Here is a 25992-nt window from a genome sequence, read left to right as displayed (position 1 = left end):
GTGCGGCGTGGTGCGTTGAGGGAGCGCCACAAAAAGGAACTGCAGTCCCTACTGCCGCAGGTCGAGGGCCGCCAGGAGCCGCCGGACCGAGCCGCCCAGGTTCCACTCGGTGGCGAGGCGCTCCAGTTCGGTGCGCGGCTCCCCCGCAACGGGGCTTAGCTTGGCGCCAGCCTGATCGGGGCTGGGCAGGTCAAGGTCCCGCACGAGCCTGACGACGGCGGGGGCAACCGAGAGGTAGTCCGCGGCGGCGGCCAACCTGGCCCGCACCGGTGCGGAGAGTCCGCTGCCGGAATGCCCGGCCGCTTCCAGGAGTCCCTCCAGGGTGCCGTGCTTGAGCAGCAGCGACGCTGCGGTCTTTTCGCCGATACCTGCGACGCCCGGCAACCCGTCAGAGGCGTCGCCGCGCAGGGTCGCATAGTCGGCGTATTGCCGGGGCAGCACCCGGTACTTGGCCACCACCACTTCTTCAGTGATGACTTCGAGGTTCTTCATGCCGCGGGCGGTGTAGATCACACGGACCTGCCGTTCGTCGTCGCAGACCTGGAAGAGGTCACGGTCTCCGGTCACCACGTCCACGGGCAGGTCCGCGTGGCTCGCGTAGGTGCCCACGACGTCGTCGGCCTCGTGGTCAGGCGCGCCCACGATGGCGATGCCGGCGAGCCCAAGAACCCGGCGGATCATCGGAAGCTGCGCCTCCAGCGCATCCGGGACCACCTCGACGTCCGGTGCGCCCGCGACGGCCTCCGCCACCCGGTGGGCCTTGTAGGTGGGGAGAAGGTCCACCCTCCATTGCGGGCGCCACTCATCGTCCCAGCAGGCGATCAGGTGCGTTGCCTGATAATCAGTGGTCAGCCGCGCAATCATGTCCAGCAGTCCCCGGACGGCGTTGACCGGTGTGCCGTCCCCGCGCCGGATCGTATCCGGCATTCCGTAGAAGGCGCGGAAGTACAGCGAGGCAGTGTCCAGCAGCATCAGGCGGTCAGGCATACTCCGATCCTCACACGGATCAGCCCTGCGCGGCCATCAGCCCGGGCCACGATTCCGCGGTTCTCCACGCCCGGCGTCCACGACCGGGCACCCATCCCGTGCTGTAACTAGGAGGCCCAGTCGGAGTCTCCGAACGCGCGTCCGCGGAAGTGCGCACGCAAGTACTCCCCCACCACAGCGGCTCCGAGGTCCCCGGCCTCGGGGGCCACCACCCGGCCGTCCACCCGGCGCACCATGCGCTGCACGAACCGTTCCAGGCTGGGGTCGTTGCCCAGCCTGAAGAACGTGGCCTGCGTGCCGGCACGGCCCAGCCGGTCCAGTTCCGCCACCGTCACCCGGATGGTCTCCGGGTCCGGTGGCCAGCAGAACCACGGTTCGCCTTCCGCAAGCAGGTGGGCGGTGGGCTCGCCGTCGGTCACCACCAGGAGGACGGGCTGCATGGAGGGATGCTTGCGGAAGAACCGGCCGGCCAGCAGCAATCCGTGGTGCAGGTTTGTTCCTTGTTCACGCCGGGGAGGCATGGCCGTGAGCTCGCCTATATCCATCGCCTGGGCATAGCGGCCGAACGTGATCAGCTCCAGCCTGTCCCCGCGGAAGCGCGTGGACACGAGGTGGTGCAGCGCCAGGGCAGTGCGCTTCATGGGCACCCACCGCCCCTCGGCGGCCATCGAGAATGAAACGTCCACAAGGAGGACGACGGCGGCCTGGGTGCGGGCCTCTGTCTCGCTCACCTCGATGTCCGCGGGGGTGAGGCGGAGTCCGGCGCCCGGGGTCCCGCCGTCGGCCGCGGTACGGCTGATCGCGTTGGTCAGCGTGCGCGTGACGTCCCAGGGCTCGGCGTCCCCGAACTCCCATTGGCGGCTGGAGCCGGTCTGCTCGCCGGCAGCTCCCGCCACGCGGGTGTCCCTGCGCCCCTGCCTGCCGGACAACTGTTTCGCGGTATCCCGCAGGAGTGACTTCCCGAGCCGCCGCATGGCCTGGGGCGAAAGCCGGAGGTCCCCGTCCGCGCCACGGCGCAGGTACCCGCCGTCCTGCATGGCCCGCTCGATCTCCGCCAGCGTGCGTGCGGTGACGGCGGCGTTCTGCCCAAGCTGGCGGGCCAGGGCATCCAGGTCCAGGTCACCGAGGGTTGATCCGTTGTAGGACTGGGAAAGCTGCTCGGCGAGTTCGTCCAGTTCCGCGATGTCCTGGAGGACGCCGGTGCCGTCGCCGAGGCCCAGCCCCTCCTGCCCCTCGAACCGCTCCGACCCGGTCCAGTCCTCTCCGGGACGCAGTGCCCGAAGGGTGTCGTCGAGCCGGTCGAGCTGGGCCATCAGTTCCGGCGACCCGAAAGCCTGTGCGGACAGGCGCATCAGCTCCTCCCGCTGCTCCGGCGACATGGACTGCAGGAGCCGCTGGGCCGCAGCTGCCCGCTTGGCCAGTGCGTCAATCAGCTCCTCCACGGACTGCGGATCTTCCGGGAAGTGGTGGCCGTGCCGCGCCATGAACTCCTGGAAGTCAGCCTCCGTGTCCTGCCCGCGGCGGTGTTTGTCCAGCAGCGTGTTCAGGTCCCGGAGCATACCGCTGACGGCTGCCCGGTCCTCTTCCGTGGCGTTCTCAAGCGCCTGCTTCATCCCGGCGAAGCGCTGGTCCAGGGCCTCGCGGCCCAGCAGGTCCTTGATCCGCTCGTAGGCTTCCCTGGCGGCGCCGGACTGCCAATCATAGGAAGCGAGCCCGTTGACGGCCGCCGCGGTGGATTGGGGCAGGTTCTGGAGCTGCATCTCCCGGAAGGCACGGTCCGTGTTGTCCATCATCGCGTCGCGGGCGAGTTGTTTGCGTTCCTCCAGGAGGGCGGTATCCAGGAGCTGCCTGACCTCGCTGAGGGTTCCGTCCAGCCGGTGCCTGCCAAGCAGTTCACTGCGGCGCTGCTGGACGCGCCGGGCGAGGTCGTCCAGGCCTTCCCGGCTCCGGCCGCCGCGCCGGAGGAATTCCTGCAGGGCGTGGCGGGGTGAGTAACCTGCCATCACGTCGTCGGCGACGGCGTCCAACGCCTCCGCCAGGTCGACGGGCGGGGCAAGGGGATCGGGTCCGCCCGTGTACCGGCCGTACCTGGCGGAGTGGTGGTGGCTGTCCATGGTGCCCCTAGCCGTAGACCGTTTCCTCGTCGTCGGACTCCTTGGAGATCCGGCGGGCAAGGTAAAGGCCTTCCAGGGCGAGTTCGATCGCGGCGGCGCGCTCGCCCTTGGTCTTTGCGCCGAGGCGGATGCCGATTTCGTCGTAAAGGCCCGATCCATTCAGGGACGGCAGGTTCTCCAGGAACTCCTGCGCCGTGACGTGCTCTCCGGTGGTGACTGTGGTGTGCCCGTCGAGCGCTGCCACGAGCGGGCCGAGATCGAGGCCCTGGTAGTGCGCGCGCACCGCCTCGGCAGTGGCTGTGCGCAGGAGGTGGTCAAGGACGGCTTGCTCGCGGCCTTCCTCACCCGACTCGAACTCGATCTTGCCGGTCAGGACTTCCACCGCTGTCCCAAGGTCCACTATCCGGGCCACAGCCTCGGCCTCGCCGCGCACACTCGCCCGGCGGAGCGCCGCGGCAGCCACTGTTTCGGCTCCCGCGATGGCGAACCGCGCCGAAACCCCCGAGGTCTGGTTGATCGCCGGGGATTGCCGCAGCGCGCGGGTGTAACGCGCCAGGATCTCAAGGATGACCGGCGGGACGTTGGCCACCAGCTGCCCCTCCTGCCGTATGACGGCCACCTCGTCGTCGAGCTCGATTGGGTAGTGCGTCCGGATCTCGGCGCCGAAGCGGTCCTTCAGCGGCGTGATGATCCGGCCCCGGTTGGTGTAGTCCTCCGGGTTGGCGGACGCGACCACCAGCACGTCCAGCGGCAGGCGGAGCACGTAGCCCCGGATCTGGATGTCGCGCTCCTCCATCACGTTCAGCATGGACACCTGGATCCGTTCCGCAAGGTCCGGCAGTTCGTTAATGGCGATGATGCCCCGGTTGGAACGCGGAACCAGGCCGTAGTGGATGGTCTCCGGATCCCCGAGGCGGCGGCCCTCCGCCACGCGCATCGGGTCCACGTCGCCAATCAGGTCAGCGACGGACGTGTCCGGCGTGGCCAGCTTCTCCACGTACCGCTCCGACCGGTGGCGCCACGCCACCCGCAGCCGGTCACCCTCGGTGAGGGCGAGGGCACGGTAGTGCTCGGTGATGGGCTCGAAGGGGTGTTCGTTCAGTTCCGAGCCCTCGATGACCGGCGACCATTCATCCAGCAACCCCGCCAGGGTGCGGAGGAGGCGGGTCTTGCCCTGCCCGCGCTCGCCGAGCAGCACCACGTCGTGGCCGGCAATCAGGGCGCGCTCCAGCTGGGGAATGACCGTGCGGCTGAACCCGTACAAACCTGGCCACGGATCCCTGCCGGCGGCGAGCGCGGCGAGGAGGTTGTCTCGGATTTCCTGGCGGAGGTCCTTGCGGGCGTGGCCGGCGGCGCGCAGCTCGCCAACTGTGAAGATATCGGGACGATCAGTCACCCCTCCACGGTAGCCCCCTCCCTTGCCGTGAATCGAGGACTTTCGCCAAACACCCGTTCCACGGCGGCTGCCCCTTCCCCCGGGAACCCGGGCGGGGCCGCGTCATGCCGGTGGACGGGACCGGGATGCGCCGCCCGTGGCCGCTGCTCTGAGGCCAATTTCATCCCGCCCCGCCGGTACTGTCCCACCAGCGGAGCACGCGAAGGCACCGCAGGGTGGTCATGCGGCTGGGGCCCGGCGGTTCTGGCGGGAACCACTGCCTGCCCGGATATGGCGCGTACCGCTTCCAGCTGCCATCAGGATTCCGGGCCGCGCGGACCCTTTCCACGGCATCCGCGAGCCGGGGATCGGGCGCTGCTCCGCTCGCCCGGAAGTACTCGAGCCCCCGGAGGATATCGAAGTGCCATTGCGGCGGAAACGGGAACCGGGTGAATGCCCCGTCGGCCACCTCGCCGGTGGTGTGTGAGCGGTACAGGTGATGGGCCAGGAAGAATTCGCGTCCCTTCGCGGCTGCCGCCCGCACCTCGGCCGGTCCGCCGAACCGCCCGTAGGCATCGAGTGCCTCGAGGACGGTGATGCTGGTGTGGAAAGAACCGTGGCGGGAGCCTGTCCGCCTGGTCTGGCAGTTCCACCCGCCGTCGGGAAGCTGTTCCTGGAGCAGCCAGGACACGGCCGCGTCCAGCCGCGGCTCCCCGTAACGGAAGTAGGAGGCCAGGAGGACAAGCATTCTTACGACGCACGTGTCCGGGGGCCCGCGCCACAGGCTGGGTCCGCCGTCGTAATACCTGGCGCCGTCCCACAGGCAGTGGCAGCCGCGGACCGCCTGCGGGTTTTCCTCCGGAAGGCCCAGCCGGTGCAAAAGCAGGAGCGTGTAGGTGGTGGAAGTCCACTTGGGCAGGTAGAGCCCCCGGGACCAGGTGCCGGCCCCGTCCTGTTCGCCCAGGAGCCGGGCGCCCCATCCTTCCGTTGCCACGCGGCGGCGTTCGGTGAGGACCTCGTCGTCTCCGGCGCCGCGCAGGTCCTGCAGCACCTGCCACCTGATCGCCGGATCGCCCTCAAGCAGCCACGCCGTTACCCTTTCCAGAGTCCCTGCCACGCCAGCCACGCTAGTAGGTTGCGCAGGCAGTGCGGTAGGGCAGTTGGACCCCCGGGGCCTTCTTGCGCCAGCATTGGGGCAAGGGCGAAGGCCACGAATGCACAGGGTGCTGAAGGTCGAGGGGGCTGCAGTGGACAGCGGGTATGCGGGCGGTGACGCCCCGGCCGTTTCGGTGGTGATCCCCACCCGGAACGACGCGGAAATGCTGAGGACGTGCCTGCACCTGCTCTCCCGGCAAACCAGGCCGGCCCACGAAATCATCGTGGTGGACAACGCCAGCAGCGACGACACGCCCGCCGTCTGCACCGCCGCCGGGGTACGCCGCATCCCCGTGGATCTGCAGGGCATTCCTGCCACGGCCGCCGCCGGCTTTGATGCGGCGGCAGGGGACATCATCGCCCGGCTGGACACGGACTCCAGGCCCCCGGCCGACTGGCTGGAACGGGTGGAGGCCGACCTGGCGGCGGCGGGCCCCATGACCCTTGTGACCGGGCCGGCCGATTTCTATGGCGGAAGCCCGTGGGTCCGCTGGGCCGGAAGGCATGTGTTCCTGAGCGGCTATTTCAGGGTCTTCCGGCTACTGCTGGGCCATCCCCCGGTCTTCGGTTCAAACTTCGCACTGCGGCGGGAAGTGTGGCGGGAGATCAGCCGCAGCGTGGTGCGGGACAACGCGGATGTCCATGACGACGTCGATATCTCCTACCGCCTCCGCCCCGGGATGACGGTCATCTACGACCCCGCCCTCACCGTAGGCGTCTCGTCCCGGCCGCTTACCAGCTGGGCATCCTTCCGCCGCCACGGGGCCATGACACTGACCACGTGCCGCGTTGAGTTCCGGGAAGAAGCGCCGCTGCGGCGCCGCCTGGACCGTTTGCAGGTACGACGGCGGCGGGAAGTGCGGCGGTTCAGCCGGCGTCGGTGGGGGCGGCACGGTGATCCACCGCGGCCGTGAGCTGGTCGATGCGTTCGAGCGCCGAGGTAAGCTGCTCCACTGCCGCCCACAGCGCCGGATGCTCTTCCCTGACCTGGTCCAGCGTGGCACCGGCAGACCTCAGGGTGGCGAGGTCGAAACTGACGTTCGTGCGTGCCCCCGCAACCGCTGCCCTTAAGGCGCCGAATCCGACGACGACATCGGCTATGAGCGCCGGGTTCCCGTTGGAGGTGAGCCAGCCAAGGTCATCAATGGCAGCAACGGCCCTTTCGCCCAGCACGGCGGAGGCCTTGGCTGCGTCAACGGAGGCCCGGTGTATAGCCCGGTCCCGTTCCGGGCCGCGTTCAAGCCGGAAGGCGGCGCCGAACGCTTCGGAGGCGGCAGCATCGTCGTCGGCCAACTTGAGGGCATCGGTGCGAAGGGCGCAGGCCCGCTCGTGCAGGGCAGCGAGTTCCGGCCCCTGGTGCTCCTTGGGTTCCGTGTAGCCGGCGACCATTGACGCCAGCGACGCTGCGATGGCCAGCATAACTCCCGTCCCTGCCCCTCCGCCGGGCGAGCCCTTTGACTCCGCCAGGGCACGCGTCCACTGCTCAACAGTTGAGCCTTGGGTGGTCACAGCAGCCGAATCAGTCATGCCATCAAGTGTGCCCTGTCCCCGGCAGGTATGCCGCGGCCGGCGACACCGCCAGGACCTATGACCGTCCCGCCGTCGTCATTCACTCCGGCGGTCCGTCCAGCACGGTGGGAATGTACTCGAGCAGCTGCAGCCTGCCGTCAAACGTCCGGCTCTCCACCAGCTTCAGGGCGATGTCGGGATAGCCGTCGTAGATCCGCTCCCGGCCGGTGCGCCCGGTAATCACCGGGAAAACCACCAGCCGGAACCTGTCCACCAGGCCCGCCGCGAGCAGCGACCGGCAGAGCCGCAGGCTGCCGAGCGTGCTCAGGGGCCGGGTCCCGGTCCGTTTCAGCTCCTTCACTGCCGCGACGGCGTCGCCGTTGACCAACTCCGAATTCGGCCAGCTCAGCGGCCCCTGGAGCGTGGAGGAGAAGACCACCTTCGGCACCGCGGCAAGCCCCGTGAGGCTGGCCCCTTCTTCCTCCGAAAACGCTGAGCCGCCGGCAGCCGCCTCCTCGGACATGCCGGACATCAGCCGGTAGGTATTGGCACCGAGCAGATACGTACGGTCTTCCTTCCCCTCCTGGTCCAGCCAGGCCAGGTATTCCGGCCCCTCCAGTCCCCACCAGCCGGGCCAGCCCTCCGCAGAGGCATACCCGTCCAGGGAAATGATGAAGTCAACCATCAGCTCTGCTGATGGCGCCTCCGGGGTTGCTTCGCCCATGGCCGTCTCCTTTGATGGCAGGTGCCGGCCATGCTATCCCTGCTGCAATCGGGCCTTCAAGGGCCTGCGCCAGGGCGGTTTGCCGGCCACCCCATTTCGGGCGGACTCCCCGGACTCCCCCTCCGCCGGCCGGCGTGAGATCATGTGCGGATGGAACGCCTTCACCGGCTCCGTCCCGAGGGGCTCACCGTGCCCGGCACGTTGATCGGGATCAGTGCAGTTGCCGCCCTCTTTCGATAAAACCCCCCGCAAGCCCCCAGTGCCCTAAGGAAACCATGAGCAGCGTCACGTGCGATCTGACCGTATCCCTCGACGGATTCCTTGCCGGTCCGAACCAGACCCCGGACAACCCGTTGGGCGAGGGTGGCGAGGACCTGCACCGGTGGCAGTTCGAAGAAGCCGAGGCCAATGCCGAAGCGCTGAAGGGCATCCTCTACGCGGGTGCCTACATCATGGGCCGCAACATGTTCGCCGGTCCCGGAGCCGGACCGTGGGGTAAGGACTGGCGCGGCTGGTGGGGCGAGGAGCCGCCCTACCACGCTCCTGTCTTTGTCCTCACGCACCATCCGCGTGCTCCCCTGGAAATGGAGGGTGGCACCACCTTCAACTTCATCAGTGACGGCATCGAAGCGGCGCTGGCCCAGGCACGCGAGGCCGCGGCCGGCAAGGACGTCGCCGTTGCCGGCGGCGCGGAGACTGCCCGCCAATACCTTTCGGCCGGCCTGATCGACGAATTGCGACTGCACATCGCGCCGCTGACCCTCGGCGCGGGCGAGCGGCTCCTGGACCGCGTCGGGAACCTGAAGCTGGAACCGACGGAAGTGCTGGGAACCCGGTTAGTTACTCACGTGCGTTACCGCATGATCCGCTAGGCGCTACCTTCCCCCTTCAATCCTGCGGCTCCGCTGCTCCTGCGCCAGCGGGCCGTAGGGATAGACGCCGGCCTGGGGCTCGCTGGCCTGCGTCAGCCGGCTGGTTTCGTCAGGGGTGAGCTGCACGTCGGCGGCAGCAAGGTTGTCCGCGAGCTGTTCGGTGGTCCTCGCACCCAGGATCACCGACGTGACGGCCGGCCTGTCCGCCAGCCAGGCCAACGCCACCTGGGAAGGGCTGATGCCGCGGGCGGCGGCGATGCCTTCCACGGCATCAATGACGGCCCAGGTACGGGGATTGTCATTGCGCGCCTTCCAGGCCTCCATGCCGCGTTCGGGGTTCTCCCCAAGGCGCGTGGCACCTTGGGGTGCCTGGTCCTTCCTGTACTTGCCGGACAACCACCCGCCGCCGAGCGGAGACCACGGAAGCAGGCCAACCCCGGCGTCAAGCGCAGCCGGAACAATCTCGGATTCGATCTCACGGACCAGGAGGCTGTATTGGGGCTGCAGGGTGACCGGCGGGTTCCAGCCGTGGGCACTGGCAACGTGGACGGCTTTGGTCAGCTGCCACCCCAGGAAGTTGGAGAAGCCGTAGTAGGCAATCTTGCCGCGGCTGACAGAGTCTTCCAGGAAGCGCAGCGTCTCCTCCAGCGGTGTGATCGGGTCCCAGGCGTGCATCTGGTACAGGTCGATCTGCTCCACTCCCAGGCGGCGGAGGGAATCGTCCAGGGCGCGGGTCAGGCGCCGGCGGGACGTTCCGACGTCGTTCGGTGACGTCCCCATTGGAAAGCGACCTTTGGTGGCCACCACCGCGCTGTCCCTCTCCTCCGGCCGCTTGGCAAGCCAGCGGCCGATGATCTCCTCGGAAACGCCCTTGCTGTAGACGTCGGCGGTGTCGATGAAATTGCCGCCCGCAGCGAAGTAGCTGTCCAGGATTGCGTAGGACGACTCTTCGGTGGCCTCCGCACCGAAGGTCATGGTTCCCAGCGCGTAGCTGGAAACGACGGTGCCGCTGCGGCCCAGGGTTCTGTAGTGCATGGTTATCCTCGTGATCAGTTGGCGGTGGCATCAAACGTGAAGGCGGCCGCATCCCGGGTGGTGGTGCGGATCCGGTAAAGGCTTGTGGTCGCGGTGATGTAAAGGTCCTGGCCGTCCGGGCCCCCGAAGCACAGGTTCGATACCGTCTCGGGTACGGCAAGGGTCCCCAGGAGTTCGAAGTCCGGGGAATAGACCCGGACTTCGGGTCCGGCAGAGGTCCAGATCCTCCCCTGGACGTCAACGCGCAGGCCGTCAGCGGCGTGGCCGTCTTCAAGCTCGACGGCGGTCTTCCGGCGGCTGCATACGCTGCCGCTCACGTCATAGGCGACGATCCTCAGCGGTACTCCATGGCTTGGCCCTGCGGTGTCGGAAACGTAAAGCACCGACTCGTCCGGCGAGAAGGCCAGGCCGTTCGGGTACACGAGGTCCGTGATCACGGCCGTGAGTGTGCCGGCAGCAGGCTCGAAGCGGAACACATGGCAGCCTCCGTACTCCTGCTCACCTTCATGTCCCTCCGTGGTGCCCGGAAGAATTCCGTACGGCGGGTCGGTGAACCAGATGCTGGAGTCACGCGAAATCACGACGTCGTTGGGTGAGTTCAGGCGACGGCCGCGGAAGGAATCCACCAGGCCAGTCACGGTGCCCTCCTGGTCGCGCTCGACCCGGCGGCGGCCATGGCTGCACTGCACTACGCTGCCGTCGGCGTCGAGCGTCCGTCCGTTGGTGAACTCGACCCCCACCGCGTACTCCCTGGTGGTGCCCGTGGCTGCGTTGAATTCGAGGATGCGGTTATTGGGGATATCGCTCCAGCGCACAGTGCGTGAGCGGGGCACCCAAACGGGCCCCTCGGCCCACACCGAGCCGGTAAACAGGCATTCCAACTGGCCTACTGTCAGTCCCTCAGCCATTTTTGAGCCCCTTCGCATTCCAGCCTTCGCACGCCCGTGCCCTCGTCCGGGGCGATCCGGCCGGCGGGCGTCAGGCATTACGGGAAACGATAGCGCGGCGAGTCCCCGGCAGAGGGGAACATCCACGCGGGAGACCTCCATGTCCTCATCGTGAACCTGGCTGCCGTCCCGAAGGCACTGGGTTCGATCCGGTAACGCCGGAGTAACGCCACCAGACGTAAACCTAGCGCCATGTGGAGCGCGGTTCCCCGCCCGGCACTGCCAACACAACTGCTGCAGCCGATGCGCCCAAGCGCAACCCCGTCCGTGGAAAGGCCAAGGAGCCCAAGATGTCACAGCTACCCAACCAGAAGATCGTCATTTTGCGCGCCCCGTCCCTGGGCGCTACCCGTGACCCTTTCGATGGACCGGGAGCAGCCCCGGGACTCGAAAGCACCGCCCAGAACATCGCTGAACGCGCCGTGGGGCTGACGGTGGATCGGGAGGAGAACCCCTCAAATGCCACCCTCACCGCACTGCGGAACGATCCCACTGTCCTTGGCTTCGCCCCTGCCATGCCAATGAAACTCATTGAGCCCCTCGCGGCCGATGCTGCACCCGCCGCTGCCGCCACGTGGGGCGTCAAGGCCGTGGGCGCGGATAAATCGCCGTTCACAGGCGCCGGTGTGACCGTCTCGGTCCTGGACACCGGCATCGACGCCACCCATCCGGCCTTCGCCGGCGTCAACCTGGTCACGAAGGACTTCACGGGGGCGGGCAGCGCTGACGACGACAACGGCCACGGCACCCACTGCGCAGGCACCATCTTTGGCCGCGACCTCTCAGGCCAGCGGATCGGCGTCGCACCCGGCGTTCAGAAGGCGGTAATCGGCAAAGTCCTTGGAGGCCCGAACGGCGGCAGCAGCGACATACTTGCCTCGGCGATGCTGTGGGCGGCCGACAACGGTGCCCAGGTCATCTCAATGTCCCTGGGAATGGACTTTCCCGGGTGGGTGGACGAACTGGTCAAAGTGAACGGCTTGACCATCCCCGCCGCCACATCAATAGCCCTTGAGGGCTACCGCGCCAACGTCAGGCTTTTCGAGCAGCTCGCCAACCTTCTCAACGCCCGCGCCTCCGTCGCCCAGACCACAGTGGTGGTCGCAGCGGCCGGGAACGAAAGCGAACGCAATGGCAATCCCGCGTACGAGATCAACGTTGCCCCGCCGGCCGCGGCCTACGGAATCACGTCCGTGGCCGCCCTCGCTGACGGCGCCAGCGGGCTCACCGTAGCCCCCTTCTCCAATACGATGGCGACCGTGGCCGGTCCCGGCGTCGGGGTTTTCAGCGCCTGGCTCAACGGCGGCACCAAAACCATCAGCGGAACCAGCATGGCAACACCCCACGTGGCCGGCGTGGCGGCGCTATGGGCTGAAAAGCTCCTTGCTCAAGGCCCCCTCAGTCCGGTACTCCTGCAGGCCAAACTGATCGCTTCGGGAACGTTCCGGCCCCTTGCGGCCGGAACGGATCCAGTGGACGTGGGCGCAGGCTTGGTCCAGGCACCCACGAACGCCAACTAAGTGATTCCGCGTTCTTGGCGAAACCGCAGTTGATGCCACGCCCGAACAGCGCTAAAGGAGCGGACTGATGGTAATACCGGAAGATGTGCTCACGGCCACCCAGGCCCGGTTCGAAGCGCGGGAGGTTCCCCGCGCGGGAACCGAAGAAAAGATTGCGGCGGCCCAAACTCCGCAGGGAAGTATCCTCGACGTCGATGCCCCCGAACGGGTGGAGCTGCGCAGCCGGCGGGTCCTGCGCCAGCCGGTGGTCATGGACGCGCTGAAGGCGACGGCGGATACCTCCCCCGTCCAACCGGGCCAGGTCCGGGAAGACCAGGTGCTGGGAGACCTGGTGCTGGAACGGATCATCGGCGGAAGCAACCTGCTTGGCATCGCCTTCCTGGAACTGGGTACGGCGGTCTCACGCACTGTGGGCAGGGTTATCGTCCGCGACCGGTTCCAGGTCCGTTCCTTCGGCACCGGCTTTATGATCTCGCCCCGCCTTGCCCTGACGAACAACCACGTCCTGCCCGACGCCCAGTCCGCCCGGTTCTCCCGGCTGGAGTTCAATTTCCAGAACGGCATCAGCGGCCTTCCCCTGGCAACATCACAGTTCGACCTGGAACCGGACACCTTTTTCCGCACTGATACCGGCCTTGACGTCACCGTGGTGGCGGTGGCGGCGCAGTCCCGGCCCGACGGAACTTCGCCGCCGGTGCCGCTGGCGGGTTTCGGCTTCAACCGCACCACCAAGGAGCAGGGCAAAATCCTGCTCGGCGAATCCATCAACATCATCCAGCACCCCGAAGGCCAGGAGAAGCAGCTTGCCCTGCAGCAAAACGAACTCCTCGACCGGTTCGACCAGTTCCTGCACTACCACACCGACACATCGCCGGGTTCTTCCGGGTCACCGCTCTTCAACAACCAGTGGGAGGTCCTGGGCCTCCACCACTCCGGTGTCCCCGCGCGGAACGAAGCAGGAGAGATCCTGACCGTCGACGGCACGGTGTGGGACAGAACGCAGGATGAGCTGAAGATCCGGTGGATAGCCAACGAGGGCGTCAGGATCAGCAGCATCCTGACGTGGCTGGAGAAGGGCGCTGAAGGCATGAACGAGGGCGAACGCGCCCTGCTCGGGGAGGCGCTCAATCCGCCGCCGCCCGCACTCCCCCAAGTCCCAGCTGCGGAACAACGGGCTGAGGTCCGGACGCAACCCGCAGCGCAACAGCCCGCCACAGTCGAAGGCGGAGCGGTTTCCCTCACCATTCCCCTGCACATCACAGTGCGGCTCGGCGCGGTGCAGGCAGCTCAGGGAGTGGCCCAGACGTCCGCGGACCCGAGCCGCGCGGTTCCGGGTACCGGAAGTGCAGTCGCTGAAGAGGCAGTGGCGATAGATCCGGACTATTCCGGGAGGAAGGGGTACGATCCCGGCTTCCTGGGCACGGCTGTGCCTTTGCCGGTCCTCACGGCCGGGCAGCGTGCCGATGCTGCCCTGAACCGTGGCGCAGCCGCCGGGCAGGATCCAGCGGTGCTCAACTATCACCATTTCAGCCTCGTCATGCAGCGGACAAGGCGCCTGGCTCTCTACACGGCCGTGAACGTCGACGGCCAGCTCAGCCAGTCACCCAAGCGTGAGCGGGACAAGTGGTACTTCGACCCACGCCTGGACCGGTCTGAGCAGACGGGCGACGAGCTCTATACGGACAATGACTTCGACCGGGGGCACCTGGTCCGCCGCCTCGATCCGGCCTGGGGCCCGGCCGACGTTGCCCGCGCGGCCAATGACGATACCTTCCATTTCACCAACTGCTCACCCCAGCACAAGAAGTTCAACCAGGGTGCGTCGCTGTGGGCCGGCCTGGAAGATTACCTGCTGGATACCGCGAAGGCCGAAGGGCTCCGGCTCACGGTGTTTACCGGTCCGGTCTTCACCGCGCGCGATCCGGACTTCCAGGGAACCCCCATCCCGCTGGCCTTCTGGAAAATTCCGGTGTTCCGGCGCCCGGACGGGAGCCACTCAGCCAGTGCCTACATGATCAGCCAGCATGAACTCGTGGAGGAAATACTCCGGGAAGCGTTCACCCCGGCAACCTTCCAGGTTCCAGTCCGCAGGGTCAGCGAACTCACGGGCCTGGACTTTGCCCACCTGTTCGATTGGGACCCGATGAACGACCAGTTCACGCCCCTCCCCAAGGCCCAGGAAGCCCTTGCCACTCCAACCCCGGCCAGGGAACTCCATACGTTCGAGGACCTGCAGCTGTAAGAGGCGCTCCGGCGCCTCGTTACTACAAAAGTAGTGACATCCCACTACTTTTGTAGTAAATTATTTGCATGACCGGCACAGCCGTCATCCCCGCGGACTTGGGCGCCCATTCCTGCAATCGCCCCAGGGCAACAACCAGCGAGCGCCTTGCGACGCCCTCCCCTTCAGGCGCGGAAGCCGCCGTGCACATCGGCGTCCTCTACGCCGATTGGACCCAACGCAACCGGGCCCGCCGACAAACACCAGCCGCAACCCGGGCGGTCCCGCCCGATTCCCGAAATGGAGGCAATCCAAATGACTGACTTCTTCACGATGCTGCCCGGCGAAACCGCAGCTCCCGTGCCCCCGGGACCGGTCCTGAGTTCGGGCTCTACCGGCATCCGGCGCGTTCACCGTTTCCTCCTCTGGGCATACCGGGAGGCGCCCAACCTGGTGCGCTCGACCGCGGCGGGAGACACCGCCCGCGCCGCGCGCGTGGGGGAAGTGCTCGGCAACTTCGACAAGGTGCTCCTAGTCCACCAGGAAGGCCAGAACCAGTTCATGTACCCGCAACTCGCCGAACGGGCTCCGGCATGCGCGTCACACGTGGAGCAGATGCTCCAACAACACCGAGGGATCAAAGACCGAGTGGAGAGCATCGGGCCCGTTCGCAAGCGCTGGATGCAGACTGCAGAGGCAGGCACCAGGGACGAACTCGCAAAAGGCTACGAAGACGTTCACTCCGTTCTCAGCGAGCATCTGCGCCGCGAAGTCACCGAGGTGATGCCCGCCGTCGATCGCGTAATGACGGAGGAGGAATTGAACGCAATGGTGCAGCACGGCGTCAGGCAGCACGACAAGAAGTTCCTGGTCACGTACCTCGGACTGATTCTGGCCACCAACCCGCCCGAGGACCGAAGGGCGATCTTCTTCGAGGAGATCCCGGCCCTCGCCCGCCTCGGCTACCGACTCATCGGCCGCAGGATGTACCGCAGGCAATACGCGGCACTCTTCCCGGGACGGCCGATCCCCGAAACGCTTTAGCCGGCCCGGCGGGCGGCAGCGCCAGCGAAGGAAGAGCCCGCGCCATCGGCGATCCCCCCGCTGCCAGGGGGCGTCAGCGGCGGGGTGTTCAGCCAGCACCAGTGGGCCGGAAAGCAGCAGCGCCGCTAACCCTGCACAGGCTCCCCAAGGTTCCCGGCTCGGGCAACGGACCGGCGGATTCCGACTATTCTGACCGCGACTCCCGTCAGGACCAGGCCGATCCCCAGCGCCATCACAATCCAGACCGAAACCGACGCGGAGTCGATCTGCCGGTAGCACTCTGTCGCCAGCCCGACAGTCTGTCCCTGCGCGTCGGAAATTTCAGCCGCACGGCTATTCGGAAGCAGCGGGCTGCCGCACAGCGGCCCCACTGGTTTCAGGCCGATGACAAAACTCAGCAGTTGCAGCGCGAACCCGACCGCGATGGTCAGAATCCACCCGCGCCGTTGAGTGAGCTCTTGATTGATGTTCCTGGTTGTAGCTTCCGGATCTCGAACCGCCATCTTCAGAGCATAGTGCGAGCCCCACCCGCATGCCGCCCGCGAGCATCGCGGCTCCCTCGCGAAGGTTCAGAGTGTGGACCTTGATCGAACCTTGTGCATGCGGGCCGTTTTTTGATGGGATCTTGGCCGTATTCGACCCAGCAACTTGATACGGGACCGGCATTGTTGGCGTTGTCGGCAGGAGAACCGGCAGCCACAAGGTCCGCAAGAAGGCGGGCCGCCGTCAAAGAAATGGGAGTTCGTCATCATGGGTCTCAGCCTGAACACCACCACCGGTAAAGTCGTCGCCTCCCTGGCCCTGGTCGGCACCGCCGCCGGCGTCGCAGGCCTGGGCACGTACGGCGCGTTCACCTCCAGCACCTCCGCCTCCACCGATGTTGCCTCCGGTACCGTGGCAATCTCGCTGGGCGCCTCGGGCGCAGCCAACCGGCTCAGCGTCGCCGCCACCGGTCTTGTCCCAGGGGACACGGTGCAGCGAGCCGTAACGCTCACCAATGCCACAGGCAACCAGTCGGTGTCCGCCATCACGCTGACTACGCTGGCGACCGCCACATCCAAGCTGGACACGGACCTGGCATTGGGCCTGCAACTCGCGATCGACAAGTGCTCCGTGCCGTGGACCGAGGCCGGCACCGCCCCGGCCTACACCTACACGTGCTCGGGGGGCTCCGTCACCCAGGTCCTGGCCTCCCGCTCCGTCATCGGCGCGGACCTCGCCCTGGCCGGCCTGAGCTCCACCGCGGCCGGCAACACCGATAACCTCCGGGTGACCCTGTCCCTGCCAGGTGCAGCGGACAACAGCTTCCAGGCCAAGAGCAGCTCCATCGACCTGTCCTTCACCGGAACCCAGCGCTCCGGCGCCAGCAAGTAACCACAGCTTCCTCCGCCGCCTGCCGAAACCGGGCGGCGGAGGAATACCACCCGGAACGGACACTGCCATGACGGCATCACCAACCCAATGCACCCGGTCAACGACGGCGGTCTCCCCCACCACTGCGCGGACCACACGATGGGCCAAGGCATTCCGGGGCATCACCAGGGCTGCCACCACGTCCGTGATGATCGGCGCCGCGGCCCTCTTCCTGTTCCTGGCCGTTGGGCCCAGGGTTCTTGGGTACCAGACCAGCACGATGCTCACCGGATCCATGGCCCCCATGATCAACGCCGGCGACGTCGTGGTATCGGTCCCGAAGCCTGTCAGCGAGCTGAAAAACCGGGACGTCATCACCTACGGGATCCCCGTCGAGGACCACCGCGTCGAAACCCATCGGATCGTCGAGATTAGCCGGAACGACAACGGCACCACGGTCATCCGCACAAAGGGCGACGCAAACAGTGGTGCCGACCCCTGGACCGCCGCCCTGCAGGGCGGCACCGTCCATGTCCACGCCGCCACCATCCCCTACCTCGGCGCGGCCATCCGGGTCCTGCGCGAACCGGTGCTCCTGCAGGGCTTGATGTATGGCGCTCCCGCCGTCCTGGTCTGCATGGTCCTGGTGTCGATTTGGAAGAAAGAACCTGGAGTGAATTCCCCGCCCGTCACGGACCACCGGCGATGAGTACCGTACGTGCGGTACTGGTCTAGGCCCTGAGCCCGAAACGGGTCCCGCGGGCCCAGACGCCGTGGACAGGCAAGAATGGATCCCGACCCCGAGACTGACAAGGAGAGCCCAGGCCGTGCGCACCAGCGGAAAGACCGAGTCAGGCCGGCCCTCCGGTTTCGCGCGTTCCGCCGGGGTCCTGGCAACGGCCGCGGTACTGCTCCTCGCACCCGGGATTGCGGAAGCAGCGTTTACAGCCGGGGCCACGGGCCAGATGAATGCAGCGACGTTAAGCCTGGCCCAGCCTGTCGGTACCGTGGCTGCCTCCAACTGCAACGGCAGGGACCTGACGATCACCTTCACCAACTATGGTTACGTACCCCGCGCCAGCGCGTTCCGTGTCGAGATCTTTCGTGACCCCACCGACACGGCGCCGCAGTTTGTGGTGGACAGGGCCCAAAATGACCTCAGCCCGATCACCGTGAGAGTCTCAGGGGGAAGGGCGCCCAGGCCCTATAACGTTCGAGGACTTTATCCCACAGTGGGAGGGAACACCTGGATCGGGCAGCCCCTGCCCGGTACAACCGTCGCATGCTGAGAGCCACCCCGCCCGGTCCCGGCTGCAGGGTGATGACTCCCGCGCGAGGCTCCCGATGCGTCATTTGTTAGCCCGCTGACATATCGATCAGGACCTTGCCGACGATGCTCTCTTCCACCGCGGAGTGGGCCGCAGCCGTGTCAGCCAGGTCAAAGCGATGCAGCGGCAGGCCTGCGGCCTCTCCCACCGGAAGGGCGCCGTCGGCGATGGCCGCATTGATGTCCTCGGCGGCGACCTGCACCGCCGCCGTGCCAACGGTGTAGAGCAGCAAGAACTGGTAGCGGACATTGAGGCTGAAATGCCTGCGTACGTCCAGGGTCATCTGATCGCCGCCGTTGTTGGCGTAGACGGCGATGGAGCCGCGGTTGCGGATCACTGCCAGGTCGAGTTCGGCGTTCCGCGCCGGTGCCACCTCCACGATCTGGTCGACGCCGTTGGGAGCAATCCGGCGGATCTCCGCGGCCGCGTCGGTTTCCCGGTAATTGATCACGTGATCGGCGCCCGCGGCCGTGGCCAGCGCAGCCTTCGCCGGTCCGCTCACGGTCGTGATCACGACGGCGCCGGCCCACTTGGCCAGCTGGATCGCCGCATGGCCCACGGCGCCGGCCCCTCCCGCGACGAGAATCACTTTGCCGTCCAGGGCTCCCGGGTGCAGCCGCAGCGGGCCGTCTTCGGCGATGGTCAGGGCCCGATGGGCGGTGACCGCGGGAACGCCCAGGCTCGCGCCGACGTCGAACCCGGTGTTCTCCGGCAGCGGAAAGACCCGCTCGGCCGGCAGGACGGTGAACTCCTGCGCCGTCCCGCCGTCGGCGCGTTGATAGGCGGCCAACGCCAGCCAAACCCTGTCACCCACATGGAAACGCTCGACGCCGGGTCCCACGGCGTCCACCACTCCGGCGCCGTCCTGGTTCGGGACGACCTCCGCGAAAGGCAAGGGTTCGCCCGGTTTGGAGCCGCGGCGCGACTTCCAGTCGGTCGGGTTCACCGCGGACACCATGATCCGCACGCGCACCTCCCCGGTCCCCGGGTCGCGGATCTCGCGGTCTACGAGCTCGAGAACAGACGGATCGCCGGTGGCACGGTACACGATAGCTTTCATACTCAGACCTAACGCCGGCCCCGACCGAAAATTCCCGCCGCGCGCCGGGCGGGACGCTCCAACGGTCGCTCTTTCGCTTCCCGGACAGGCAGTCCATGCTGGTGCCATGCAGATCGCATTCCTCGGCGACGTCATGCTCGGCCGGCTGGTGAACGACCACCTGCAGACCGTTGCCCCCGCCTATCCCTGGGGTGACATCCTTCCGGTCCTGCGGCGGGCGGACCTGAGGATCGCCAACCTCGAATGCGTGCTGGCCGACGGCGGCAAACCCGCCCCGGGCAAGGTCTTCACGTTCCGCACCGACCTGAAGAACGTACGCAGCCTGCTCCTGGCGCAGATCGACCTGGTCTCCCTGGCGAACAACCACGTGCTCGATTACGGAACGGACGCGCTGCAGGAAATGCTTCCCACACTGGACCGGCACGGAATCCTGCATGCGGGCGCGGGTACGGACCTGACCTCAGCCGCTCGGCCAGCCGTCTGCCGCGTGGGAGGCACCGCCGTCGGGTTCGTGGCGTTCACGGACAACCAGCCGGAATGGGAGGCGGCTCCCGGCACCCCCGGCGTGTACTACGTCCCCGTGACAACCCACGGGCAGCGCGTCGACCAACTGCTGGCGCTGCTCCGACGGACCAAGGCACGTGTGCAACTGCTCATCGTATCGGCCCACTGGGGTGGCAACTGGGGCTCCGACGCCCCACCAGAGCACCGGGCACTGGCGCGGCAGCTGGTCGAGGCGGGCGCCGACGTCGTCTTCGGCCATTCACCGCATGTCTTCCGCGGCGTCGAGGTCTACCGGGGCCGGCCCATCATCTACAGCGCCGGGGACTTCGTCGATGACTACGCCGTGGACCCTGAGGAACGCAACGACCTGTCCTTCATCTTCCTGATGGAAACCGACGGCGGAACGCCGCGGGCCCTGCGCTTGTTTCCCACCATCATCGCCGGCTTCCGGGTCCGGCTGGCAGTCCGGAGCGCCCGCGATACCGCGGACCGGATGGCCCGCCTCTGCAGCGACTTGGGCACCGGAAGCAGCTGGAATGCCGGCGAAGGGTGCCTGGAGCTTCCGCTGGCGTAGCCGACGCGCGGGTGATACACATCGGTGCATCGTCTATTTCGGGCTCCGGTTCGTAGAGATCCGTTTTGCACTCCCTGAATGGTCCGCAGGGCCCCGCAGCTTACTTGGGATCGACCCCGTGGAGGGGACGGTGGCTATGTCGAGGAAAATCAGGGCGAGGTTGGCAGCTGCGATGGAACCCACGATTGCGAACCCGATCCCGACGAACGGGGCCGTCGAGGCGTTGAAGCCAAGCCAGGCGCCAACGAGGGCACCCGGCACGGCCACGGCGAACCCGGTCTGCGTAGTCTTTGCTGACCGGGTCCGGCTGGTCCAGGCCAGGAAGACCCCCAAACCGATCGGCGAGCCCGCCGCGAGAACGACGAGCGGCTCGCTGTCGAGTGGCACGTTCATCCGGGCAACCTGGAAAGACAGTATGGCGAGGAACCATCCGCCGAGGCCAAGCACGATCGGATACACCGATCGCAGTGCGGCGCTGGCCCTGGGTCCGATGCCACCCTTAAGGGTCCGTCGGGCCATCCAGACCAGCGACCCGATAGTGAGCACCGCCACGGCGACCATCACGCCCAGCACGCTCTTCGCGGTCCAGCCAAGCGTCGTCGACGGAGTGAAGTTGACCGGTTGTGGCTCGTAAAGGGAGTCGTCGACCCGGCTGCTGTCGAGGAACGTCGTGATCAATCGGGTGCCGGCCTCAGGCTGGTCGGCCCAGAAGGTGGGTGAGTGTCCGAACCCGGTAAGCACGACCTCCTGCCCGTTGGGTAGCGACGGCAGCAACTGGGTCGTTGCCGCCTGCGGTGGCGTGGCCATGTCGAGCTCGCCGTTGATGAGCAGGGTCTGCACCTCCGAGGTGCGCACCTGGCGGTACTCGTCCTTCTCTGCTGCGACGGGCCATAGGTCCAGCCAACGGCCCTCACCCCAGCTACTCGCACTGGCGGCGTAGCCGAGGTTCGAGTAGTCCCGGTCCGTGGAGGCGAAGTATTCCCGCGCCGCCACGGTGTCGAGGCTGGCGGCCGCGGCATACTGGCCCCAGACGAAGAACTTCGGGTACATCGTTTCGCTGAGCAGCGAGATCAGCCAGAACCCGCTTTGATCACCTGCGGCAGCCGTCATCCATGCTTCGAGCGTCGCGTCGCGTCCCGGCGGTAACGCCGAGTTCGGCTGCGTCATGCCGACGAACGACGAGGCCCGCACAATGCCACCCTTGACCGGCAGCAACCCCCACCGGTCTGGCATGTCAGCCGCGGTCTGCCGAATCGCTGCAGCGAGGTCGTCGGTACGCGCCCGGCACGCAACATCCTTGGTGCAGTAGGCCGAGAGCCGGTCCATCAGCTCGTCTGTCATATGGACGTCGTAAAGCAGGTGACCGGGTGGGTTGACCGCGATCATGACCGAGCGATGGATGCTGTCGGGATAGCGCCAGGCGTAGATCATCGCGGTCCGCGTGCCGGCGCTCTGACTCAGCAAATCGATCCGGTCGTAGCCGAGTGCCGCGCGGGCGGCTTCCATATCATCGACCTGCTGCACGAGCCCGTACTGAGTGAGGTCGACGCCCTCGTTGGTCAGCCGGTCCGCACACCTCCCGAACGCTTCGGCGTACGCCCGGAGGAACTCTTCGCCAAGGAGGTCGTCGGAGCCGCCGAGCGCTGCCTCCACCTCGGGGCAGTCCAGGCGGACCGAGCCGTCGATGCCGCGATAGCCCACCAGGACAAGATCGTGTTTATCTGTGAGCCGGTTCGCCTGCTTGAACTCCATGTTCGTGCCGCCGGGGCCGCCGTCCAACCAGAAGATCGGTTCGCCGGGCTGCTCCGAGCGGGCGTGGATGCGGGTTACGGGTAGTGCGATCAGTCGTGCCTCGGGATCGGTGGGGTTCTCGGGAATGACCAGAGTGCCGCAGTCGGCGGCCACGGGGCCACTTTCAGTGTCGTAGCTGCAAGGTTCCAGGGTCAGATCACCAGCCGCTGCACCGGGCGGCGGAGAGATCCGCTCGTCGCGGGAGGCGAGACCGACGTATACCAGGCCGGCTGTCATAACCGCGATGAGCGCGAGAGCGAGAATACGCGCCACTGGAAACATCTGCCTTGTCGAAGCAGTCATGACAGCTCCTTCCGGCTCATCCACGTACGAGAGGGAGCATCAGAACAGCAAAAAACAGGCCCTGAACGCTGTGCGCTGCGATGCCGATCCAGGCCGAGGCCATCCCCGGGGCGCCCTGCCAGACCAACCCCAGGGTGAAATGCGAGGGTCACGGCGCCGTGCATGCCTCCATGCTGCACACCACAGGATCCCGCGGCCCAGTGCCGAAAGTCATGCAAGTGTCAGCAAGTTACAGACCAGGCGGCACCGCCGCCTCCTCGTTCGTTCTTCCGTCCTTCCCAGGGGACATGGATCCAAATCGAGCGTTCGGCTCCAGACTAGACAGCCTGGCTGGGGTGCCGTTTGCCTCTACTCGTTCGTCTCGCATCAAAATATCCTCGGATCCTGGCATCCGGACCGACAACGCGAAGTGACGGGCAATGCAGGCGTCTCAATACAACCGACGGATCGTCGTGCCCCGCTACGGCGGACCTGAGGTCATGACACTTGTCGAAGAACCAGTCCCCGAACCGCGCCCGGGAGAGATCCGCGTGCGGATCGCCGTATCGGGCGTCGGCTACCCTGATGTTCTCATCCGCGAAGGAACCTATCCAGGAGGGCCAAAACCTCCCTTTACGCCAGGCTACGAGTTCGTCGGAACTGTCGACAAGATAGGTGAAGGAGTCATTGGTTTTGAGCTGGGCGAGAGCGTAGCAGCGATTTCCGTGTACGGCAGCCATGCCACCTATCTGTGTGTTCCGTCCTGGTGGCTGGTGCCGGTACCGGCAGGCCTGGACCCCGCCGGGGTGGCGGTTGTGATCTTTAACTATGTCACTGCACACCAGATGCTGCACCGCTGCGCCTGGGTCAGGAAGGGAGAACGACTACTCGTCCACGGCGCAGCAGGAGGTGTGGGTACGGCCGTCCTCCAGCTCGGACGTATCGCGCGTCTGGAGCTGTTCGGCACGGGCTCCAAAAGCCAGACGGGCGTGATCTCAGGTCTCGGCGCGACGCCCATCGACTACACGGGTGGAAGTTTTGTCCAGCGGATCCGCGAACTCACAGGCGATGGGGTGGACGTCGTGCTCGACGGCATCGGCGGGAAGGTCTCGATCGGATCCTACCGTGCCCTCCGTCGACGCGGACGACTCGTGATGTACGGACACTACGGCACTACCGCTGGAGGTCGAAAGAATGCCCGCAGCATCGCGCTGTTCTACCTCTACGGTGCAATTGTCTTCGCGGGTAACCTCCTTCCCAACGGCAAGCGGGTCCTGGCGTTCCAGGTCGCGAAGCTTAGGGACCGGCGTCCCGCCTGGTTCCGCGAGGATGCTGCAGTGCTTCTTGCCGTCTCATACGCCACCTGCCGGGCAGTGAATGCCCGCCGCAGCCTAAAGGCCCGGTTTGTTGATCGGCTTGTCCAGCGCGAGGCTTATGGTCTGTCCGGGCGCTAGTTCGACAGTTGGCAGGTCAGCAAATTCGTACCATGCTCCGCCTGTTCCGGTGGTCGGGCGGTTCGCTGCTCGCAGGTCGGTGATGCTGAATCGGAACGAGACTTGGCGCTCCGTGTCACCGGGGGCTGTGGTGTAGGTGAGTGGAATCCCTTCAGCATCGGCAGTGGACGTGCCCTGCGCACCCTCGATCTTGAGTTCGCCGGGTATCAACCGCAGTTTGCTTCCCGCCGGGATCGGCTCGTTTGCGGCGAGTGACGGGTTGTAAAGCAGGATCTGTTCGGTAGTGGAGCGGAATTTGTATCCGAGGCCGTCGAACGAGTCACCGTCCACGGTGGTGTAATAGACGGCTTGGCCAAACGAGTTGTTGACTGTTTTTCCCGTGCCTGATCGGCTGTCCACCGGTTTTTTCTGCAGCTGGATAACGTGTCCAGACCGGATGAAGTAGGTGCCACCTTTTTCGTAGGTGAACGGGACCTTGTTCGCTTCGGCTAATTGCTCCTGGGTTAGATTGAACCGGTACGTAATGCCACTCAAGGTGTCACCGGTTTCCACCTTGTAACTGGTCGGGATCCCGTTGGCGTCAATGGTGGCCGTTCCCTTTGCCCCCGTTACTGGGTTAGCTGGAATCAACCGGAGTCTTGTACCCGGACTCACCGGTGAACTTGGCTGGATTTCATTGAATTCAGCGACCTTTGCCTCTGAAAGGTTGTAAGCGGCAGCCACGCTAGCAAGGGTGTCACCAGAGACGGTGGTGTAGTAATCCACATTGCCGAACGAGTCGGTCACCGCTTCCCCACGCAGGGAAGGCTTTTCGTCGCTGGCCGTTGTCACTTCCGGCGCGGCGGTGGTCGGGTGTAATGCGGCGGGGGGTTCAGTTTGCGTGCATGCGGACAGCCCCACCGCTAATAGCGTCATGCACGCAACTGCCCAACGGGCTTTCCCTCCATGCTTCCGTGCCACGACAGTGTCGCCGATTTTCACCATAACAATCCCCCCCCAAAGCCCGGAACTACCGGAAGCAAAGTCCGGCCGGCCAACCCGAGCATAGTTGATGAAATCCTATGGGAGAGGCCTGCCGTCGTGCGCGCACCTGCGCACGACATGCAGGTGCGCCACTTGGGCTTCGGGCAGAAATACTCCTTCCGCCCCTCCCCGAACAGGGCGTGCGGCGTGTGAAAACAGTGCCAACCCGCGAAACCCGAGGAATCTGGAGCCGTCCGCCTAGTGGTCCCGCACCGATGGCTTCCGCGTCCCGGGCTTGCCGCACTGCTGATTCTCGGCCCGGCTACCAAGCTGGCAGGGCAGGCAAGAGTCCGTCGGCCTCTATATGCTCACTGTCCCCCCGGGCAAGCCATAAGAGCAGGCCTTCCCGGTCCGACCTAACGTGCAGGGCGCCGTCACCAATCACCCATTCATCCCGTTCTTCGGTGACCGCGGTAATTCCCGGAACGCCCTTGGCGCGCAGCGAACGAACCACGGCTTCGATGGCGTTCAGGAGTGAATCAGGGTCGGCTTCCTCGATGGTCCACGCCGTGTCAAGGTCATGGTGGTGCACGACAACTTCAGCGATGCGAAGTGCAACGATGGACGTCGCAGGGATGACCTTGCCGTTCACGTTGACATCCGGGGCAGCCAGCTCCGCGTTGAGCCGTTGGGCCTGCTCCGCGAAGCTCCGGGCCGACTCCCGCAGTTCGTCCAGGAGCTCCTCGCGCGGCAGTGCGGCCAGGGCGGAAATTTCTTGGGAGCGCGCCTCGGGTGAGGCATAAAGCTGCCGTTCCACGCCGGAGGCAGCGCCGTCGATGAGGTTCACCAAGGCGCGGCCGCTTGATGCCACGTGGGCGATGACGTCAGCCCGGCTCCACCCTTCGCACAGTGACGGAGCCGCCATCTCAGCATCGGAGAGGGACGCTACTGTGGCCAGAAACATGTCGGTTTCCCTGCCCAGGCGGGACAGGTCCGAATATAGGCGGGCGGTATTGATCATCCGGCCAGCCTAGCCGCGGCCTTCTCAGTAACACCACCGTTTAAGGGCTCTCTTCCATACCGGAATCGTCTGGACTGATAGGCGTATCCACGCGGATCAGGGCAGCGCGGCAGAGGGTCCCTACGTTCGTGCGGATTTGTAGGATCTATTACCTAAAGC

The 25992-nt window shown here is 66.3% G+C and carries 23 protein-coding genes; 10 read left to right on the top strand and 13 right to left on the bottom strand.

Going from position 1 to position 25992, the window contains the following annotated elements:
- Positions 1–48: 48 nt before the first annotated feature.
- From SMD14_RS09575 to SMD14_RS09560, 4 genes are all read right to left on the bottom strand, one after another.
- Positions 49–987 carry a 5'-3' exonuclease gene (locus SMD14_RS09575; RefSeq protein ID WP_321216153.1) on the bottom strand — a complete coding sequence of 313 codons (939 nt, stop codon included), beginning with the start codon at positions 985–987 and terminating at the stop codon, positions 49–51.
- Between the two features lie 107 nt (positions 988–1094).
- A complete protein-coding gene (locus SMD14_RS09570; protein ID WP_321216152.1) occupies positions 1095–3101 on the bottom strand; it encodes a VWA domain-containing protein in 2007 nt (668 codons plus the stop codon).
- 7 nt (positions 3102–3108) lie between these two features.
- Positions 3109–4497 (bottom strand): sigma 54-interacting transcriptional regulator, encoded by a 1389-nt coding sequence (locus tag SMD14_RS09565; RefSeq protein WP_321216151.1) that lies wholly within the window; start codon positions 4495–4497, stop codon positions 3109–3111.
- Between the two features lie 160 nt (positions 4498–4657).
- Positions 4658–5593 carry a hypothetical protein gene (locus tag SMD14_RS09560; RefSeq protein WP_321216150.1) on the bottom strand — a complete coding sequence of 312 codons (936 nt, stop codon included), beginning with the start codon at positions 5591–5593 and terminating at the stop codon, positions 4658–4660.
- 97 nt (positions 5594–5690) lie between these two features.
- On the opposite strand from SMD14_RS09560, the gene SMD14_RS09555 reads away from it, so the two are divergent.
- The gene (locus SMD14_RS09555) at positions 5691–6545 is read left to right on the top strand and encodes a glycosyltransferase family A protein (protein WP_321216149.1); all 855 of its coding nucleotides are present in this window, start codon (positions 5691–5693) and stop codon (positions 6543–6545) included.
- Here the strand turns inward: SMD14_RS09555 and SMD14_RS09550 are convergent.
- Entirely contained in the window at positions 6499–7158 is a 660-nt protein-coding gene (locus SMD14_RS09550; RefSeq protein WP_321216148.1) for a cyclodeaminase/cyclohydrolase family protein, read from the bottom strand. The genes SMD14_RS09555 and SMD14_RS09550 overlap by 47 nt on opposite strands.
- Before the next feature lie 82 nt (positions 7159–7240).
- On the bottom strand, positions 7241–7864 hold the full coding sequence (locus tag SMD14_RS09545; RefSeq protein WP_321216147.1) for a dihydrofolate reductase family protein: 624 nt from the start codon (positions 7862–7864) through the stop codon (positions 7241–7243).
- A 275-nt stretch (positions 7865–8139) separates the two neighbouring features.
- Here SMD14_RS09545 and SMD14_RS09540 point away from each other — a divergent pair, with 275 nt between their 5' ends.
- Positions 8140–8736, top strand: a complete 597-nt coding sequence (locus SMD14_RS09540; protein ID WP_321216146.1) for a dihydrofolate reductase family protein — start codon at positions 8140–8142, stop codon at positions 8734–8736.
- Between the two features lie 3 nt (positions 8737–8739).
- Here the strand turns inward: SMD14_RS09540 and SMD14_RS09535 are convergent, their stop codons facing one another.
- Together SMD14_RS09535 and SMD14_RS09530 are read right to left on the bottom strand one after the other, a co-directional pair.
- A complete protein-coding gene (locus SMD14_RS09535; RefSeq protein WP_321216145.1) occupies positions 8740–9771 on the bottom strand; it encodes an aldo/keto reductase in 1032 nt (343 codons plus the stop codon).
- Positions 9772–9785: 14 nt separating this feature from the next.
- Positions 9786–10679, bottom strand: coding sequence for an SMP-30/gluconolactonase/LRE family protein (locus tag SMD14_RS09530; protein WP_321216144.1), 894 nt, complete (start codon positions 10677–10679; stop codon positions 9786–9788).
- A 329-nt stretch (positions 10680–11008) separates the two neighbouring features.
- On the opposite strand from SMD14_RS09530, the gene SMD14_RS09525 reads away from it, so the two are divergent.
- From SMD14_RS09525 to SMD14_RS09515, 3 genes are all read left to right on the top strand, one after another.
- Positions 11009–12238: a S8 family serine peptidase gene (locus SMD14_RS09525; RefSeq protein ID WP_157242403.1), complete on the top strand. Its 1230-nt coding sequence runs from the start codon at positions 11009–11011 to the stop codon at positions 12236–12238.
- A 67-nt stretch (positions 12239–12305) separates the two neighbouring features.
- Positions 12306–14480, top strand: a complete 2175-nt coding sequence (locus tag SMD14_RS09520) for a DNA/RNA non-specific endonuclease (RefSeq protein ID WP_321216143.1) — start codon at positions 12306–12308, stop codon at positions 14478–14480.
- Positions 14481–14774: 294 nt separating this feature from the next.
- Positions 14775–15503 (top strand): hemerythrin domain-containing protein, encoded by a 729-nt coding sequence (locus tag SMD14_RS09515; protein WP_321216142.1) that lies wholly within the window; start codon positions 14775–14777, stop codon positions 15501–15503.
- A 125-nt stretch (positions 15504–15628) separates the two neighbouring features.
- On the opposite strand, the gene SMD14_RS09510 is transcribed toward SMD14_RS09515, so the two are convergent.
- Positions 15629–16006, bottom strand: coding sequence for a hypothetical protein (locus tag SMD14_RS09510; RefSeq protein ID WP_157242406.1), 378 nt, complete (start codon positions 16004–16006; stop codon positions 15629–15631).
- Between the two features lie 247 nt (positions 16007–16253).
- On the opposite strand from SMD14_RS09510, the gene SMD14_RS09505 reads away from it, so the two are divergent.
- The 3 genes from SMD14_RS09505 (at position 16254) to SMD14_RS09495 (ending at position 18145) form a co-directional block, all read left to right on the top strand.
- Positions 16254–16877: a TasA family protein gene (locus SMD14_RS09505; RefSeq protein ID WP_321216141.1), complete on the top strand. Its 624-nt coding sequence runs from the start codon at positions 16254–16256 to the stop codon at positions 16875–16877.
- Between the two features lie 67 nt (positions 16878–16944).
- Positions 16945–17565: a signal peptidase I gene (locus SMD14_RS09500; RefSeq protein WP_321216140.1), complete on the top strand. Its 621-nt coding sequence runs from the start codon at positions 16945–16947 to the stop codon at positions 17563–17565.
- 118 nt (positions 17566–17683) lie between these two features.
- Positions 17684–18145 carry a hypothetical protein gene (locus tag SMD14_RS09495; RefSeq protein ID WP_321216139.1) on the top strand — a complete coding sequence of 154 codons (462 nt, stop codon included), beginning with the start codon at positions 17684–17686 and terminating at the stop codon, positions 18143–18145.
- 67 nt (positions 18146–18212) lie between these two features.
- Here SMD14_RS09495 and SMD14_RS09490 read toward each other — a convergent pair whose 3' ends face one another.
- The gene (locus SMD14_RS09490) at positions 18213–19244 is read right to left on the bottom strand and encodes an NADPH:quinone reductase (RefSeq protein ID WP_321216138.1); all 1032 of its coding nucleotides are present in this window, start codon (positions 19242–19244) and stop codon (positions 18213–18215) included.
- A 106-nt stretch (positions 19245–19350) separates the two neighbouring features.
- Between SMD14_RS09490 and SMD14_RS09485 the strand changes: the two genes are divergently transcribed.
- Positions 19351–20322: a CapA family protein gene (locus tag SMD14_RS09485; protein WP_321216137.1), complete on the top strand. Its 972-nt coding sequence runs from the start codon at positions 19351–19353 to the stop codon at positions 20320–20322.
- Positions 20323–20355: 33 nt separating this feature from the next.
- On the opposite strand, the gene SMD14_RS09480 is transcribed toward SMD14_RS09485, so the two are convergent.
- On the bottom strand, positions 20356–22416 hold the full coding sequence (locus SMD14_RS09480; RefSeq protein WP_321216136.1) for an alpha/beta hydrolase: 2061 nt from the start codon (positions 22414–22416) through the stop codon (positions 20356–20358).
- A gap of 479 nt (positions 22417–22895) precedes the next feature.
- On the opposite strand from SMD14_RS09480, the gene SMD14_RS09475 reads away from it, so the two are divergent.
- Positions 22896–23849: an alcohol dehydrogenase catalytic domain-containing protein gene (locus SMD14_RS09475; RefSeq protein WP_321216135.1), complete on the top strand. Its 954-nt coding sequence runs from the start codon at positions 22896–22898 to the stop codon at positions 23847–23849.
- Here the strand turns inward: SMD14_RS09475 and SMD14_RS09470 are convergent.
- Entirely contained in the window at positions 23787–24764 is a 978-nt protein-coding gene (locus SMD14_RS09470; RefSeq protein WP_321216134.1) for a LysM peptidoglycan-binding domain-containing protein, read from the bottom strand. The two genes, SMD14_RS09475 and SMD14_RS09470, sit on opposite strands and share 63 nt — an antisense overlap.
- A 370-nt stretch (positions 24765–25134) precedes the next feature.
- Positions 25135–25833 (bottom strand): maleylpyruvate isomerase family mycothiol-dependent enzyme, encoded by a 699-nt coding sequence (locus SMD14_RS09465; protein ID WP_321216133.1) that lies wholly within the window; start codon positions 25831–25833, stop codon positions 25135–25137.
- Positions 25834–25992: the final 159 nt, after the last annotated feature.

This window comes from Pseudarthrobacter oxydans (assembly GCF_034258515.1).
GTDB lineage: Bacteria > Actinomycetota > Actinomycetes > Actinomycetales > Micrococcaceae > Arthrobacter.
This window is presented reverse-complemented; position numbering and strand designations above follow the sequence as displayed.